At 57.1% G+C, this 15,857-nt stretch carries 21 protein-coding genes; 11 read left to right on the top strand and 10 right to left on the bottom strand.

The features are described 5' to 3' along the window. Position 1 precedes the first annotated feature (1 nt). Both CES87_RS00175 and CES87_RS00170 read right to left on the bottom strand, forming a co-directional pair. Positions 2-733 (bottom strand): carbonic anhydrase, encoded by a 732-nt coding sequence (locus tag CES87_RS00175; protein ID WP_128604453.1) that lies wholly within the window; start codon positions 731-733, stop codon positions 2-4. A 243-nt stretch (positions 734-976) separates the two neighbouring features. Further along, positions 977-2,035 carry a PA0069 family radical SAM protein gene (locus tag CES87_RS00170; RefSeq protein ID WP_128604452.1) on the bottom strand — a complete coding sequence of 353 codons (1,059 nt, stop codon included), beginning with the start codon at positions 2,033-2,035 and terminating at the stop codon, positions 977-979. Between the two features lie 231 nt (positions 2,036-2,266). Here CES87_RS00170 and CES87_RS00165 point away from each other — a divergent pair, with 231 nt between their 5' ends. After that, positions 2,267-2,569, top strand: a complete 303-nt coding sequence (locus CES87_RS00165; RefSeq protein WP_128604451.1) for a hypothetical protein — start codon at positions 2,267-2,269, stop codon at positions 2,567-2,569. A 217-nt stretch (positions 2,570-2,786) separates the two neighbouring features. Further along, on the top strand, positions 2,787-3,434 hold the full coding sequence (locus CES87_RS00160) for a tyrosine-protein phosphatase (RefSeq protein WP_128604450.1): 648 nt from the start codon (positions 2,787-2,789) through the stop codon (positions 3,432-3,434). A gap of 50 nt (positions 3,435-3,484) precedes the next feature. Here CES87_RS00160 and CES87_RS00155 read toward each other — a convergent pair whose 3' ends face one another. Next, on the bottom strand, positions 3,485-3,766 hold the full coding sequence (locus tag CES87_RS00155; RefSeq protein ID WP_128604449.1) for a YheV family putative zinc ribbon protein: 282 nt from the start codon (positions 3,764-3,766) through the stop codon (positions 3,485-3,487). Then, positions 3,763-5,841 (bottom strand): oligopeptidase A, encoded by a 2,079-nt coding sequence (gene prlC, locus CES87_RS00150; protein WP_178081356.1) that lies wholly within the window; start codon positions 5,839-5,841, stop codon positions 3,763-3,765. Before prlC ends, CES87_RS00155 begins: the two co-directional genes overlap by 4 nt. Positions 5,842-5,903: 62 nt before the next feature. Here prlC and CES87_RS00145 point away from each other — a divergent pair, with 62 nt between their 5' ends. Next, complete coding sequence (locus CES87_RS00145; RefSeq protein WP_128604447.1) at positions 5,904-6,449, top strand: gamma carbonic anhydrase family protein; 546 nt, start codon at positions 5,904-5,906, stop codon at positions 6,447-6,449. A 28-nt stretch (positions 6,450-6,477) separates the two neighbouring features. After that, positions 6,478-7,128, top strand: a complete 651-nt coding sequence (locus tag CES87_RS00140; RefSeq protein ID WP_128604446.1) for an HAD family hydrolase — start codon at positions 6,478-6,480, stop codon at positions 7,126-7,128. A 108-nt stretch (positions 7,129-7,236) separates the two neighbouring features. On the opposite strand, the gene CES87_RS00135 is transcribed toward CES87_RS00140, so the two are convergent. Then, a complete protein-coding gene (locus CES87_RS00135; protein ID WP_128604445.1) occupies positions 7,237-8,328 on the bottom strand; it encodes an aminopeptidase in 1,092 nt (363 codons plus the stop codon). A gap of 58 nt (positions 8,329-8,386) precedes the next feature. Here CES87_RS00135 and CES87_RS00130 point away from each other — a divergent pair, with 58 nt between their 5' ends. Continuing rightward, entirely contained in the window at positions 8,387-8,809 is a 423-nt protein-coding gene (locus tag CES87_RS00130; RefSeq protein WP_128604444.1) for a hypothetical protein, read from the top strand. 40 nt (positions 8,810-8,849) lie between these two features. After that, positions 8,850-9,269, top strand: coding sequence for a hypothetical protein (locus CES87_RS00125; RefSeq protein WP_128604443.1), 420 nt, complete (start codon positions 8,850-8,852; stop codon positions 9,267-9,269). Between the two features lie 6 nt (positions 9,270-9,275). Here the strand turns inward: CES87_RS00125 and CES87_RS00120 are convergent, their stop codons facing one another. Together CES87_RS00120 and CES87_RS00115 are read right to left on the bottom strand one after the other, a co-directional pair. Further along, positions 9,276-9,509: a DUF1161 domain-containing protein gene (locus CES87_RS00120; protein ID WP_128604442.1), complete on the bottom strand. Its 234-nt coding sequence runs from the start codon at positions 9,507-9,509 to the stop codon at positions 9,276-9,278. A 184-nt stretch (positions 9,510-9,693) separates the two neighbouring features. Then, complete coding sequence (locus CES87_RS00115; protein ID WP_128604441.1) at positions 9,694-10,125, bottom strand: OsmC family protein; 432 nt, start codon at positions 10,123-10,125, stop codon at positions 9,694-9,696. A gap of 240 nt (positions 10,126-10,365) precedes the next feature. On the opposite strand from CES87_RS00115, the gene CES87_RS00110 reads away from it, so the two are divergent. Further along, positions 10,366-11,367, top strand: coding sequence for an LLM class flavin-dependent oxidoreductase (locus tag CES87_RS00110; protein WP_128604440.1), 1,002 nt, complete (start codon positions 10,366-10,368; stop codon positions 11,365-11,367). 65 nt (positions 11,368-11,432) lie between these two features. Here the strand turns inward: CES87_RS00110 and CES87_RS00105 are convergent, their stop codons facing one another. Next, entirely contained in the window at positions 11,433-11,654 is a 222-nt protein-coding gene (locus CES87_RS00105) for a DUF1161 domain-containing protein (RefSeq protein WP_128604439.1), read from the bottom strand. 123 nt (positions 11,655-11,777) lie between these two features. Continuing rightward, entirely contained in the window at positions 11,778-11,993 is a 216-nt protein-coding gene (locus tag CES87_RS00100; protein WP_008027736.1) for a dodecin, read from the bottom strand. Between the two features lie 157 nt (positions 11,994-12,150). On the opposite strand from CES87_RS00100, the gene CES87_RS00095 reads away from it, so the two are divergent. Next, positions 12,151-12,477, top strand: coding sequence for a YqjD family protein (locus CES87_RS00095; protein ID WP_128604438.1), 327 nt, complete (start codon positions 12,151-12,153; stop codon positions 12,475-12,477). Here CES87_RS00095 and CES87_RS00090 read toward each other — a convergent pair. Beyond that, the gene (locus tag CES87_RS00090) at positions 12,450-13,367 is read right to left on the bottom strand and encodes a LysR family transcriptional regulator (RefSeq protein ID WP_128604437.1); all 918 of its coding nucleotides are present in this window, start codon (positions 13,365-13,367) and stop codon (positions 12,450-12,452) included. The genes CES87_RS00095 and CES87_RS00090 overlap by 28 nt on opposite strands. 124 nt (positions 13,368-13,491) lie before the next feature. On the opposite strand from CES87_RS00090, the gene trpB reads away from it, so the two are divergent. From trpB to CES87_RS32275, 3 genes are all read left to right on the top strand, one after another. After that, positions 13,492-14,742 carry a tryptophan synthase subunit beta gene (gene trpB, locus CES87_RS00085; protein WP_128604436.1) on the top strand — a complete coding sequence of 417 codons (1,251 nt, stop codon included), beginning with the start codon at positions 13,492-13,494 and terminating at the stop codon, positions 14,740-14,742. Then, positions 14,742-15,554 carry a tryptophan synthase subunit alpha gene (trpA, locus tag CES87_RS00080; protein ID WP_128604435.1) on the top strand — a complete coding sequence of 271 codons (813 nt, stop codon included), beginning with the start codon at positions 14,742-14,744 and terminating at the stop codon, positions 15,552-15,554. The genes trpB and trpA overlap by 1 nt, the downstream gene beginning before the upstream one ends. A gap of 120 nt (positions 15,555-15,674) precedes the next feature. Continuing rightward, complete coding sequence (locus tag CES87_RS32275; protein ID WP_178081355.1) at positions 15,675-15,854, top strand: hypothetical protein; 180 nt, start codon at positions 15,675-15,677, stop codon at positions 15,852-15,854. The last annotated feature ends 3 nt before the right edge of the window (positions 15,855-15,857 follow it).

Here is a 15,857-nt window from a genome sequence, read left to right as displayed (position 1 = left end):
TTTAGAAGCGCGCTTTGGGCGTCGCCACCGGTATGGGCAGGCTGCCATTGAGCGGCAGGAAACAACCCTTATCGGCGTCGTAGGCTTTGATTTCGCTGGTTTCGATGTCGTAGACCCAGCCATGGATGAACAGATGACCGTTCGCCATGCGCGAGGCTACCGAGGGATGGGTCCGCAAGTGCTGCAATTGGGCGATGACATTTTCCTCGGTGAGGACATGCATGCGCTCATTTTCGTCGGCGCAGTTGCAGTTGTCTTGCACCATGGTTTTCGCGACTTCCGCATGCCGCAGCCAGGCTTTGACCGTGGGCATTTTTTCCAGGCTCTCGGGATTGAGCACCGCACGCATGGCGCCGCAATCGGAGTGGCCGCAGATGATGATGTGCTGCACACCCAGCGCCAGGACCGCGTACTCGATGGCGGTAGAAACGCCACCGTTCATCTGTCCATAAGGTGGTACGACGTTGCCAACGTTGCGGGTCACGAACAGGTCGCCGGGGGCGCTGTGGGTGATCAATTCAGGAACGATGCGCGAATCGGCGCAAGCGATGAACATGGCTCGCGGCCGCTGGGCGGTGGCGAGTTTCTTGAAGAGTTCTTCCTGCTGCGGAAAGATCTCATGATGAAAATGCAAAAAGCCGTCAACGATATGCTTCAACGCTGCATCGGCGGTTTCCGCGTCAGGTTGCGCAGAAGCCGACGCAGCCAACGGCTGTTTATCCTTGTCACTCATGATTCATCCTCTTTGGCGGGCTCAGGGAGTTGTCCCATGTTGTCCGGTGTGAAGCCAGTGGCTGTTTAAAAAACATCCAGGTCAAAAAGCTCGACCCATCAGTCACTCGATGAACAAGGTAGCGGCCGAATCTTAACTCAAACTGAATCGAGCGCTCTAGAACGTGCGTTCCAGGTCAAAAAAAACGTGACCAGCCTAGCGTTTGCGTGTGTTTCCCAGTACTCAACGATAGGCCAATTGTCTTCAAATCAATGACATTTGGCGACCCGGCGGACAAAAGGCTTCGCAGTCCAGGTTGAAACCTTCCCTTCGATTGAGACCCAGGCGCTTGATAGTTTTGGCAAAACGCTGCGCGAGCAAGTCGGCAAAGGGCCCTTCGCCACGCATCCGCGCCCCAAAGCGACTGTCATAGAGCTCACCGCCACGGCTCTGACGAATCAGACTCAGTACATGCGCCGCCCGTTGCGGATAATGCGCGGCCAGCCATTCTTCAAACAGCGGTGCTACCTCCAGAGGCAGGCGCAACATCATGTACGCAGCGCTTTGGGCCCCTGCCGCATGGGCTTCGGTGAGCAGGTTTTCGAGTTCGCTGTCGTTGATCATCGGGATCATCGGCGAACACAGCACTCCCACCGGTATTCCCGCCTCGCGCATGACCCTGATCGCCCGTAACCGGGCCTTTGGCGCAGCAGCCCGCGGTTCGAGAATGCGTTTGAGTTCGTCGTCCAGGCTTGTCAGGCTGATCATCACTGCCACCAGATTTTGCCTGGCGAGTTCGGTCAACAAATCCAGATCACGAAGAATCAGCGAACCCTTGGTGACGATGGTGACTGGATGGCGATAACGCAACAGCACTTCGAGGGTTTGCCGTGTGATCTTATATTCGCGCTCGATCGGTTGATAGGGATCAGTGTTGGAGCCAAGGTTTATCGGCGCGCATTGATAACCGCGTTTGGACAGCTGTGCTTCCAGCACGTCCACGGCGTTGGTCTTGGCGATCAGTTTGGTTTCGAAGTCGAGCCCTGGCGACATGTCCCAATAGGCGTGGCTGGGGCGCGCATAGCAATAGATGCAGCCGTGTTCGCAACCGCGGTAGGGGTTGATCGAGCGATCAAAGGGCAGATCCGGCGAGTTATTGCGGGTGATGATGGTCTTCGCCGTTTCGATGCGCACTTCGGTGCCTTGGGTCATCGGCGCTTCCTGATACCAGCCGTCGTCCTCAGCCACCGAACGGTTCGGCGCGAAGCGGTTGTGTGGATTATTCGCGGTACCGCGTCCGCGAGGAGGCAGGGGAGTAGCCATCTATGCGATCCTTTGGCTGTATGTGCATACAGTATAAGGGTTTGAAGGCGTCCGCCAGTGCCGTTCGGCACCCGCCCGGTTTCAGGTTCGGATTGGCTCCTTTCGTGAGTTTCTTCTGAAAGTTTTCATGTCATGACGGGAAACATATAGCCAGTAGTGTTCTTCGGTTTCATCAGTACCATCCTTTTCACACGAAGTGTTCGTGTGCTCATTATTAAAAGGATTTAGATAATGTCGAACTACAATCAACGCGGCGTTTTTCTTCAGTTATTGCGCCCGTCTATCGTTAGTCCAAAAGAAGTCAGGGTTTCCATGCAGTTTGCCCTTAAGGAAGAAGGTTACGACCCGGTAAACAGGGACGTTTCCTATTCTTTGCTGGACTCGAATATCCACGAGGCCGTATCAAATGATGGGGGCGCGACGTTCACGATGAAAAATGTCCCGGACGTGGACGGTGATGGCGACATCGACTTGCAGGACAAGGCAGTTTTGATTGGGCTGGCAAAAGCTTATTCAAAAATCATTAACCCCTGATTTGGTTGCGAGTACTCAGCTCGTTTAAAAGGATCAGTTTGAGTAATTTATAAGGTAGAACGGCACGATCAATTCGTGCCGTTCTTTATTCCGACTTCTTATGGTTTTTCCAACAGAACCCTCCAGTTCACAATTCTTTGACGGGGTCCTCACAGGTCTTTAACCATCCAGCAGCGAAGCTACGACCATTCACGCCTCCCCAAATGGTCGTCCGAGTATGTCCTTATCACGTCTTTTACCCGCGACGTTTCTGTTGTCGCTGTTTGCATTTTTCAATCTGTCTCTCGTCCATGCCGACGAAGCCACGTTGCCCCGCCCTGCGGAATGGGCGCAACCGGTCGAGGTGCAATACAACCTGTTTCAGATGTCACCAACGCTCTACCGCAGCGCGCTGCCCGACAGCGGAGCGGTGCCGTTACTGAAAACACTCAAAGTCGCAACCGTGATCACTTTTCTGCCCGAATCGGATTCACTCTGGTTGAGCGAACCCGATGTCGCCCAAGTGCAACTGCCCTATCGCACCAATCATGTCGATGACGCCGATGTACTCAAGGCACTGCGTGCCATTCAAACTGCCGAAGCCAAAGGCCCGGTGCTGATGCATTGCAAGCACGGTTCTGACCGGACCGGTCTGATGGCGGCCATGTATCGGGTGGTGGTGCAGGGTTGGAGCAAGGAAGACGCGTTGAGCGAAATGACCCAAGGTGGCTTTGGTGACAGCACCCACTTCAAGGATGGCGTGCGTTACATGATGAAGGCTGACGTCGACAAACTTCGCACGGCGTTGGCCAATGGCGATTGCAGCACGAGTCCGTTCGCGGCGTGCTCGATGAAGAGCTGGTTACAGTCGGCTCATATCCAGTAGCAGCCCCTTCCACCGCATTGCGCAATGGAAGGGTGTTTCGCCACTCGGTGCTATGCGTCAGGCTTTTTCTTCAGTTTTGGATTCGGAAAAAACTGCACGGCTTGAACTTTGGTGTCCGGTACCTTCAGGGCAGATGTAGTGACCCGCGTGCCCAACTCCTTGGGTACCGACAGACCTTGTTCATTCAGCGTGTCGGAGTAACCGCAGGCCACGCACTCGCGATGTGGCACGCTGTCTTCGTTCCACATCATCAACTTGTCCGGCTCGCTGCAGGCCGGGCAAACCGCACCGGCGATAAAACGTCGCTTGGTAATCACAGGACCCTCACTCATGCTGCCGCGCCCTCACTCAGGCCGCTGTGGCGCAAGAGTGCGTCAATCGATGGCTCACGGCCACGGAAGTCGACGAACAACACCATCGGTTCCTGAGAACCACCACGAGCGAGGATCGCTTCTCGGAAGGCGCGGCCGGTCTCGGCGTTAAGCACACCTTCTTCTTCGAACTTCGAGAAGGCATCGGCTGACAGCACTTCTGCCCATTTGTAGCTGTAGTAACCCGCGGCGTAACCGCCAGCGAAGATGTGGGCGAAGCTGTTGGGGAAACGGTTGTAGGCCGGCGGACGCATCACCGAAACCTCGTCACGTACGCCTTCGAGCACTTGCAGCACGCTGCGACCGTCACCGTGGGTGGCGTGCAGTTCGAAGTCGAACAGCGAGAATTCCAGCTGGCGCACCATCATCAGGCCGGACTGGAAGTTCTTTGCCGCGAGCATTTTTTGCAGCAAGTCCTGAGGTAGCGGCTCGCCGGTTTCGTAATGACCGGAAATCAGTGCCAGGCCTTCCGGTTCCCAGCACCAGTTCTCCATGAACTGGCTCGGCAGTTCGACCGCATCCCAGGCCACGCCGTTGATGCCGGACACGCCGGCATGCTCGACGCGGGTCAGCAAATGATGCAGGCCATGACCGAACTCGTGGAACAGGGTGGTGACTTCATCGTGGGTCAGCAGCGCAGGCTTGCCGCTGTCGGCCGGAGTGAAGTTGCACACCAGGTTGGCAACCGGGCTTTGCAGCACGCCCTCGGCGGTGCGACGACGGTCGCGGGCGCCGTCCATCCAGGCACCGCCGCGCTTGTTGGCGCGGGCGTAGAGGTCGAAGAAGAAACGGCCGACGTGCTGGCCGTTTTCCTTGATTTCGAACAGGCGAACATCCGGGTGCCAGGTGTCGAAGCCTTTCTGCTCGGCGATTTCGATGCCATACAGACGTTGCACGATGGCGAACAAGCCGCTCAGCACTTTATCGATCGGGAAATAGGCACGCAGAGCTTCCTGGGCAACGCTGTAACGTTGCTCGCGAAGTTTTTCGCCGTAGAAACCGCTGTCCCAGCTTTGCAGGTCCGGGCAGCCTTGTTCGGCGGCGTAAGCCTTGAGTTGTTGCAAATCCTGAGCGGCGAACGGTTTGCTGCGCTTGGCCAGATCGCGCAGGAAACTCAGCACCTGATCGCTGGATTCGGCCATTTTGGTCGCCAGACTTAGCTCCGAGAAACTGGCGAAGCCCAAAAGCTTTGCCAGCTCCTGACGCAGGTCGAGGATTTCTTCCATGACCGGGCCGTTATCGTTCTGGCCGGCATTCGGGCCCTGGTCCGACGCACGGGTGCAGTACGCAGCGTAGACTTCTTCGCGCAGGGTGCGGTCGTGGGCGTAGGTCATCACCGCGTAGTAGCTTGGGAATTCCAGGGTGATCAACCAGCCTTCGAGATCTTTGGCCTGGGCGGCGGCGGCCATTTGCGCCTTCGCCGAATCAGTCAGGCCGGCAAGAGTGGTTTCATCGGTAACGTGCTTGGTCCAGGCCTGGGTCGCATCGAGCAACTGGTTGGAGAAGCGACTGCCCAGCTCGGAGAGCTTGCTCTGAACTTCGGCGTAACGCTTCTGTTCGGCTTCCGGCAGATCGATACCCGACAGACGGAAATCGCGCAGGGCGTGTTCCAGGATAGTTTTTTGCGCCACGTCGAAATTGGCGGCATCAGGGCTGTTGGCCAGGGCTTCATAGGCCTGGAACAGTTCACGGTTCTGGCCCATTTCGGTGGAGTAGGCGCTCAGGGCCGGCAGGCAGGACTCATAGGCTTCGCGCAGTTCGGCGCTGTTGCACACGGCATTTAAGTGACTGACCGGGCTCCAGGCCGCGCCCAGACGATCGTTGAGCTCGTCCATTGCCAGCACCAGGCCGGCCCAGGTTGGTTGTTTGCCCTGGGTCTTGAGGATCTCGATAATGGCGGCGCGGTTGTCAGCCAGGATCTGTTCAATGGCCGGTTGCACGTGTTCGGCTCGGATCGCGGAGAACGGCGGCAGGTCGTAGGACTGCAAAAGAGGGTTGTTCACGCTCACGGTTGGCACCTTGGCTGGAAGAAACATGCAGCCATCTTAATTACAATCGACGTTCACCGCAGCTATCAGCGACAGAGAGAAACCCTATCGTGAATCTTCGCAAGTTCCAGAACCACACGCCGTTGCTCGGCAAAGGCGCATTTGTCGACAGCTCGGCGGTGGTGATCGGCGACGTCGAAATCGGCGAAAACAGCTCGGTATGGCCTTTGACGGTAATCCGTGGCGACATGCACCGCATCCGCATCGGAGCGCGCACCAGCGTGCAGGATGGCTGCGTGCTGCACATCACCCACGCCGGGCCGTTCAACACAGACGGTTTCCCGTTGCTGATTGGCGATGACGTGACCATCGCTCATAAAGTCATGCTGCATGGATGCACCGTGGGGAGTCGGGTTCTGATCGGGATGGGCAGCATCGTCATGGACGGTGCGGTGGTCGCCGATGATGTGATCATCGGTGCTGGCAGCCTGGTGCCACCGGGCAAACGGCTGGAAAGCGGTTTCCTGTATGTGGGCAGCCCGGTGAAACAGATCCGACCTCTGACTGACAAGGAGCAAGCCTTTTTCACCTACAGCGCGGCGAACTACGTGAAGCTCAAGGATCTGCATCTGGCTGAAGGCTACGACCAGATCTGACGCGTCTCACCATTGCCCAGGAATTTTCATGCATTACCAAACCATTTTGTTCGACCTCGACGGCACCCTGACCGACCCGCGCGAAGGCATCACCCGGTCGATTCAGTTTGCCTTGAGCAAGCTCGGCATTGATGAGCCCGACCTGACCAAACTCGAACATTTCATCGGTCCGCCGCTATTGCAGGCGTTCATGCAGTTCTATGAGTTCGACGAAGCCAAGGCCTGGGAGGCGGTGAACTTCTACCGCGAACGCTTCAAGGTCACCGGACTATACGAAAACCGTGTGTTCGATGGCGTCACTCCGCTACTGGAAACCCTTGGCGGACAAGGGCGCCAGCTGTACATCGCGACGTCCAAGCCGTGGGTTTTCGCCCGAGAAATCGCCCGGCATTTCGACTTCGCCAAACACTTTAAAGTGATCTACGGCAGTGAACTGGATGGCACCCGCACCAACAAAGTCGAGCTGATCGCCCACCTGATTGCCGAGGAAGGCCTGGACCCAACCAACACTCTGATGATCGGCGACCGCAAGCACGACCTGATCGGTGCGCGCAGTAATGGACTGGACGCGGTGGCGGTGGGTTACGGGTTTGGCAGTCGGGAAGAGTTGAGCGCCGAAGTTCCGACGTATCATTTTGAAACGTTGGACGAGATGCATCAGGCATTTTTGCGGAGTTAGTCAAATCGTCTTCGCGGGCAAGCCCGCTCCCACAAGTTTTGCATTGTGTTTCGATGTTGTGAACGACATCGCATCTGTGGGAGCGGGCTTGCCCGCGAAGAGGCCGGCTCAGACACTGTAGCTTTGGGACTCCACCAGGGTCTTCAACGCCGCTTTACGCTGTTCAACCGGCAACGCCCCCAACCTCTCGACTTCGGCAAAAAACCTCACCCAATCCCCATCCACCTGCTTAAACAGCGCCTCAAACGCCGGTACCCACTGGTCATACAGGCCAAACGGCAGCAGTCGGGCATTGTTCATTGGCGCATAAATCCACGCGTCGTAACGTTTATCTCCCGCCCATTGTCGGTCACGCAATTGTCGGTACTCGCCGCGTAGACGCTCGAATTCCGCGGCTTTGCGCTGGCGCATTTGTTCGGGGGGCAGTGGCAGGGTGTACAGCTTTTCGAGCCGGGTGCGGGTATTCAGTACCAGTTCGATGAACTGATCCCGATGTTGCGCCTGCTCTCCGGTGTCTGTCGGCAGACTGCGGTAGGCACGCCATTGGCGAGTGCCTTCCTGCTCGACGAAGGTGGCGAAGGACTCGTTGAATTCAGTGTCGTTCTTCACATAAATACGCTGATGCGCCAGTTCGTGAAAGATCAGCGTGGCCAGGCGCTCATCGCCCCAGGCCATCATTGAACTCATGATCGGATCGTTGAACCAGCCCAGCGTCGAATAGGCTTCGACGCCACCGATCGACACGTCCATGCCCTGCAGACGTTGCAGAGCGGCCTCACCACGGGCCGCGCTCTGGCTGTAGTAACCGCGATAGGCCACGCAACCGGCGATAGGGAAGCAATGGTTCTGTGGCTTCAGGGAAAATTCCGGCGTGACAAAGACGTTCCAGACGACATAGGGCCGGCCAATGTCGGCGTACAACCGGTAACTTTGATTGTCTGGCAAATGCAGCTGTTGGCTGGCGAAGGTCCGGGCTTTTTGTGATTGGGCCAGATGGGCACGCAGTTTCTGATCACGATTGGGATCGGCGATCACGTCGGAAACCGGTTCCCGTGCCCGCAGCAGTTGTAATTGGCCATTAGCCAATTGGCTGTAGTAGCTGACGCTGGAACAACCGTTGAGCAACAAAAACAACACACCCGGAAACAAAACGCGCAAAACGCGATCAAGTAACCCAAGGCTTGGACGCGGCCTGATCAAAATAAAAATTCCTGGAGAGTCTGCTCGCAAGACTATCCCGCTTGACTGGAGCTCCGCTATGCGCAAGTTGATGCTGACGGGAGGCCTGCTGACGCTGGCCGGTTGTGCTGGATTCGGATTACCTCACCAGGATCCGACACAAGCATGGATCGAACTGGAAACGCATCAGGAAGATACCGCGCTGCAAGCGCTGAAAGTGGATAACCAGGCCGCCACCGATAAACGCTATTTCGAGGTGCAGCCTGGCAGTCATGAGTTGACGGTTCGCTACCAGTTTGCGGTCCAGCCCACCAATATCGGTCCCGACGCCGAACCGTTGTGGCGTGATTGTCAGATGAATGTGAAATTCAACGGCTTCAACGCTGGGGAGCGTTATCAATTGCAAGCGGGGAATATCGGTTTTCGGCCTTGGGCCAAACTCTACGATCAGCAGCGAAAAATGATTGGCCAAGGCACACCGGCAGGCTGTCAACGAACCTGATCGGCGCTATTCTGAATATCCTGTAATCGGGACATTCATCATGCGCAGGTTGATGCTGTTTCTGGTCGCAAGTACGGTTGTCGGCTGTTCGACGCCGATGCCGGCGGCCAATCCGCAAATGGCGTGGGTCGACTTTTCTACACCATTCCCCAACGATAAATTGCTGATGGCCGAGCGACTGGACAATCAGCGGTTGCGCGACGGGCGTTTTTTCCAGGTCACTCCCGGTAGCCACGAATTGACTGTTCGCTTCGATTTTGAAGTGCCCAGTGGAGGCATGGACATGTTCGGCGGTGGCAGGGAGCGGCTGTGCTACTTGATCGTCAAGTATGATCATTTCGAAGCCGGTCAGCGTTATCTGCTGCAAGCCCGTTCCATGGCGTTTACCCCTGAAGCTCGTCTGTATAACGCCAAACGTGAAATCGTCGCCGAAGATACCCAGGCCAACTGTTTGAATTAGGGCCTGTCAGCGGTCGTTCTTTTGGTAGATGATTTTTTTTGTGCCGCTTTCGCACGAGCCCACGACCATGTTCTGATCGTGCACTTCATCATTGGTTACTATCTCCAGGGTGTAGGACGTAACCCCGCGGGCCTGGATCTTTGCTTCGATTTCGGCCTTGAGTTCTTCACAGGGTTTCGGAGCTGCCAGAGCCGAAGTGGCCAGTGCGCAGCAGATAACCGTCAAGGCAAAACGTTTCATGGTTGAAGCTCCTTCTGAAGCAGCACGCATGTTCATGCGATTTGGTTGCTGTCATTTATTCGACCACAGTTTTACCGGGCAAGTCTGTCGCCACACAAAAAAGATCCAAACCTTCGGTAGACCGCTGCAGGTGCTGCCGAAGGCTCGGGCCGCGTTCGGATGATCTTTTTGTTTCAATGCATATTTAGCTGATCAACGTCGCATCCAGACTGATTTTTGCGTTCAACACTTTGGAAACCGGGCAGCCCTCTTTGGCCTTGTTGCTTAGTTCCACGAACTGCGCCTGGCTGGCTCCCGGGATTTTCGCCTTGAGGATCAGTTTCACCGCCGTGATCGCAAAACCGCCATCCACCTGGTCCAGGGTAACTTCGGCGTTGGTGTCGATGCTGTCAGCCTTGAGCCCTGCATCGCCGAGAATCATGGAAAAGGCCATGGAGAAGCAACCGGCGTGGGCCGCGCCGATCAGTTCTTCCGGATTAGTACCCTTACCGCCTTCGAAGCGCGCCTTGAAGCCGTAGGGCGCGTCCCTGAGCACGCCGGTTTCCGTAGAAATCGAGCCGATGCCGGATTTCAGATCACCTTCCCAATGAGCCGATGCCTTCTTAATGATAGCCATGTCTGTCTCCTCAAGATCCGGCGCGAAGCGTCGCGCCTGCGTAGTTTCGGTTACCAGGGTTCTGAGGATAGACCGTCTAGCAAAGTTCACTTCATCCGATCCGGGCCTCTTTTGGGTAGGAATTTTTCCCACGCTATTGAAACTCGGGTATATGCCCTCATTGCATGAAACACGCTTTTGGATTCGGCAGGTTTTCGTTCGCAAGAAAAAACCTGCGCCCTCAATTGGAGAAGCAGGTTTATGAAACGACTGTCCGATATCAAGTTTTCGACCCTCGATCTGGTGCCGGTGCGGGAAAACGGCGACGCGGCTCAGTCGCTGCGCAACTCGCTGGACCTGGCGCAACACGTCGAGAAATTCGGCTACAACCGGTTCTGGGTCGCCGAACACCACAACATGGACGGCATCGCCAGTTCCGCGACCTCGGTACTGCTGGGATACCTGGCGGGTGGCACGTCGACCATTCGCGTTGGTTCGGGTGGAGTGATGTTGCCCAACCATGCGCCACTGGTGATTGCCGAACAATTCGGCACTCTTGAAAGCCTATATCCGGGTCGCATTGACCTAGGCTTGGGGCGTGCGCCGGGTTCAGATCAGATGACTGCCCGTGCGCTGCGCCGCGAGCGCTCCGGCAGCGCCGATGACTTTCCGGAAGATGTGGCGGAGTTGGTGCGTTACCTTGGCCCACGTACGCCTGAACAACGCGTCATCGCGATGCCGGGTACCGGTACGAATGTTCCGATCTGGCTGCTGGGCTCTAGCCTGTTCAGTGCGCAACTGGCAGGCGAGCGCGGTTTGCCCTACGCCTTCGCGTCACATTTCGCACCGCGCTACATGCACGAGGCGATCAGGGTCTACCGCAATCACTTCAAACCTTCAGCGGTGCTGGATAAGCCTTACGTCATGCTCGGTGTGCCACTGGTGGCCGCTGATACCGATGAACAGGCCGACTATCTGGCGACCTCGGTGTTCCAGCGCATACTCGCGTTGATGCGCGGCCAGAGCCTTGTGCAGCGCCCACCGGTGAAGACCATGGATGGCTTGTGGTTGCCCCATGAGAAGGAAGCCGTGAGTGATTTCCTGGGGCTGGCTATGATTGGCAGCCCGCAGAAAATTCGCGCCAGACTGGAAGTGTTGATCGAGCAGACCCAGGCTGATGAGCTGATTTTTACTTGCGATCTGTACGAACATTCTGATCGTCTGCATTCCTACGAGCTGCTGGCGCAGGTCATGAAAGGCTGACGTTTCGTTCAGCACACAAAAGGCCGACGTTATGCGTCGGCTTTTTCGTATACGGCGGCACCCGACTAGCGTTTGTAGACGATTTCCTTGGTGCCCTTTTCACAGGTGCCGACGACTTTTGCGCCAGCTGCGGAGCCTTTATCGACAATTTCCAGCGAATAACCGGAAACGCCTTTTGCATCAAGTTTCGCTGCAATCTCGGCTTTCAGCTCTTCGCAGGATTTGCCGTCAGCAAAGGCTGTACCCACCAGGCTCAATAGACCTACCGCCAAAATAAACTTCTTCATCAGTCGCATTCTCTGGTCGGATCAAAAGGAGGCATCCAGCCACAGGCCGGATTTATACAAGTAGCGCCTTGCCATTCCCTATGGCACTCGGCCAGCGCGCAAGTTCAGAGTGTTAGACCAAAGTCAGCTGCTGGCAATCCGGAACCCGACCTTGAGGGTCACCTGGAAGTGCGCAGCCTTGCCGTCCTTGATATGTCCGCGGGTCTCGGTCACTTCAAACCATTCCATGTACTTGAGACTTTTACTGGCCTCGGCCAGTGCGTTGTTGATCGCGTCTTCAATACTGCTGGTGGACGAGCCTACCAGTTCGACTTTCTTGTAGGTGTGATGGTCAGTCATTGCATTCTCCTAAGGGTGTGAAATACAGCCTAGCAGTGATTTTCTGACTTACTTCTGTCGGTCGGTCCGACATGGAAATTCACATTTTCTGCACTTTCTCGAACCCATGAAGTCCCAACCAACACACGCCACTCATCACCAATGCAGGAGAGCCACCATGGCCAACAGCTCGTTACGCAAAGCCTCATTGCAAAGCATGGAAGCGGAGATCGAGAGTCTGCTCAAATCCCTGGAAAACCTGAAGGACGACGCCTCGGACGAGTCGCGTAAGACTCTCAAGGTGCTCAAAGGCAACGCCGAGAACGCGCTGAGGCATTCGCGGCATCTGCTCTCCGATGCCTATGAGGAAGTTAAAGTGAAAACCCGGGAAACCGGGATCGCTACCCGGGACTACGCTCAGGAACACCCTTGGACTACAGCCGGTGTCGCCGTAGGCGCATTAGGTCTGTTGGCCGCCTACCTGCTGATTAAGCGCGGTGACTGATCCGTCTGGCGCAACTCGTTTTTGAGCCATTGCGCAAGTTGCCGGGCGCGCCCGTCTGCGGCGCGCTTGGGTAGCCACAACGCCAGTTGCGCTGGGGTTTCGCTGAAACCCCAGGGGGCGACCAGTCGACCTGCCTTCAAGTCCTCGGTCACAAGCGGCTCAGGGGCAATCGCCACACCCAGCCCGGCCACGGCCGCCTCCAGCAAGTAATACAAATGCTCGAAACCCTGACCGAACTTCAATGCTTTGGCGTCGAGGCCGCTTTGTTGCGCCCAACTGGGCCAGGCTTGTGGGCGTGAAGTGGTATGCAGCACTGATTCGCTGAGCAGGGCTGTGGCTGGCGCGGCTTTGAGCCTGTCGTAGCCGACGAACCGAGGGCTCATCACCGGGCCGATCCGTTCGCTGGCGAGTTCGAACACTTGCATGTCCGCCGGCCAAGGTGGTTCGGCAAACACCAGCAAGGCGTCCAGGCCTGGACGGCGGGGATCGAGATCGCCTTCTCCGGCCGACAGGTGCAGGCGCAGGTCAGGCAGATCTGCATTCAACCGTCCCAGGCGTGGAATAAACCAGCGAGCCAGCAGGCTTCCCGAGCAGCCGAGCACAAACGGCGCATCCGCCGTGGTCTGGGTAAGTTCGGCGCACACCGTACGCAGGCGTTCGAAGGCTTCAGTGCTGGCGTCTCGCAGTCGCATGCCGGCATCTGTGAGTTTCAGGCCGCGACCTTCTTTGGTGAACAGACTCACGCCGAGGTGTTCTTCAAGCACTTTCAGTTGTCGGCTGACCGCACCGTGGGTGACGTGCAGCTGTTCGGCTGCCTGACTGACGCTATTCAGGCGGGCAGTGGCTTCGAAGGCGCGCAAGGCATTCAAAGGCGGGAGATCGTGGCTCATATTATCTGTGAGTTTTCCTGACAGGTTACGGCGATCTTATCGGTTTTCAGGTCGGGGCGTCAGGGGTAGAGTGAAGCCCACTATCTCTTTACGCATCACTTCACGCATTCAACTGGAGCGTCCCATGACCCAGACTAATCTGCGCAACGGCCCTGACGCCAACGGCCTGTTTGGCGCGTTCGGCGGTCGTTACGTCGCTGAAACCCTGATGCCGCTGGTTCTCGATCTGGCTCGCGAATACGAAGCGGCCAAGGAAGATCCTGCATTCAAGGAAGAATTGGCCTACTTCCAGCGCGACTATGTCGGTCGTCCAAGCCCACTTTATTTTGCCGAGCGCCTGACCGAGTTCTGCGGCGGCGCAAAGATTTATCTCAAGCGTGAAGAGCTCAACCACACTGGCGCGCACAAGATCAACAACTGCATCGGCCAGATCCTGCTGGCGCGGCGCATGGGCAAGAAACGCATCATTGCCGAGACTGGCGCCGGCATGCACGGCGTGGCGACCGCCACCGTGGCCGCGCGTTTTGGTCTGGACTGTGTGATCTACATGGGTACCACTGACATCGAACGTCAGCAGGCCAACGTATTTCGCATGAAGCTGTTGGGCGCTGAAGTGATTCCGGTCGTGGCCGGCACCGGCACCCTGAAGGACGCGATGAACGAAGCCCTGCGTGACTGGGTAACCAACGTCGACAGCACCTTCTACCTGATCGGCACAGTGGCCGGTCCGCACCCTTATCCAGCGATGGTTCGCGACTTCCAGGCCGTCATCGGCAAGGAAACCCGCGACCAGTTGCAAGCTCAGGAAGGTCGTTTGCCGGACAGCCTGGTGGCATGCATTGGTGGCGGTTCCAACGCCATGGGCCTGTTCCACCCGTTCCTCGACGACAAGAGCGTCGAAATTATCGGCGTTGAAGCGGCCGGTTACGGCATCGAAACCGGCAAGCATGCGGCCAGCCTGAACGGCGGCGTACCGGGAGTGCTGCACGGCAACCGTACCTTCCTGTTGCAGGACGACGATGGCCAAATCATCGACGCTCACTCGATTTCCGCCGGCCTCGATTACCCGGGCATCGGCCCTGAACACGCCTGGTTGCATGACATCGGTCGCGTTCAGTACACCTCAGTGACCGACGACGAAGCCCTCGACGCATTCCACAAATGCTGCCGCCTGGAAGGGATTATTCCTGCACTGGAAAGCGCCCATGCGCTGGCCGAAGTGTTCAAACGCGCACCGACCCTGCCGAAGGATCACCTGATGGTGGTCAATCTGTCCGGCCGTGGTGACAAAGACATGCAGACCGTGATGCACCACATGGAGCACTCTCGACAAGAGCAGTCTCAACAAGAGCAATCCAAGCAGGAGAAACACTGATGAGCCGCCTGCAAACGCGCTTTGCCGAACTCAAGGAACAGAACCGCGCCGCCCTGGTAACCTTCGTTACCGCTGGGGATCCGAGCTACGACACTTCCCTGGCGATCCTCAAAGGTTTGCCGGCCGCTGGCGCTGACGTGATCGAACTGGGCATGCCCTTCACCGATCCGATGGCGGATGGCCCGGCAATCCAGCTCGCCAACATTCGCGCCCTGGCTGCCAAACAGAACCTGGCGAAAACCCTGGAAATGGTTCGTGAGTTCCGCAAGGACAATAACGAAACGCCGCTGGTGCTGATGGGTTACTTCAACCCGATTCACAAATACGGCGTACCGCGCTTCATCGCCGAAGCAAAAGAGGCCGGTGTCGATGGCCTCATCGTGGTGGACATGCCGCCTGAGCATAATGGCGAATTGTGTGATCCGGCCCAGGCTGCCGGTCTGGACTTTATCCGTCTGACCACCCCGACCACCGACGACGTACGGTTGCCGACCGTGCTCAACGGCAGCTCTGGTTTCGTGTATTACGTATCCGTTGCCGGTGTGACCGGTGCTGGCGCGGCGACACTGGAGCACGTTGAAGAGGCGGTCGCTCGTTTGCGTCGCCACACCGATCTGCCGATCAGCATCGGTTTCGGCATTCGCACTCCGGAGCAAGCAGCGTCTATCGCGCGTCTGGCGGACGGTGTAGTGGTGGGTTCGGCACTGATCGATCACATCGCCAATGCCTCGACGCCGGATCAGGCGATCGATGGCGTGCTGAGCCTTTGCTCGGCATTGGCAGACGGCGTGCGTAAGGCCCGTGTCAGCTAAAGGTAAAGTTCCTGATACAGAGGAATTAGAGCCCCCCGGCACAGACTAACCAGCAAGACAGAGGGCTTCAGGACTACGTTCTGAAGCCCTTTTTGCTATGTGTGTTGTGAGGAAAGACCCATGAAAATGCCGAAACGTCTGATTGCCGGCCTGGGCGTACTGATGCGCAGTGCCACGCAATTGGGCTCGACGCCATTGCTCTTGAAGGTCCAGGACGATCCCGAGTGCAACAGTGGTTCGATTTGGGGGGACATATCGACGCCGTCAACCCGCTCATCATCGAAAGTGACGGTGAAATAGCGG

This window comes from Pseudomonas sp. ERMR1:02 (assembly GCF_002277815.1).
Classification (GTDB): domain Bacteria; phylum Pseudomonadota; class Gammaproteobacteria; order Pseudomonadales; family Pseudomonadaceae; genus Aquipseudomonas.
The sequence above is the reverse complement of the archived record's forward strand: the minus strand, read 5'-3'. Positions and strand labels throughout refer to the sequence as shown.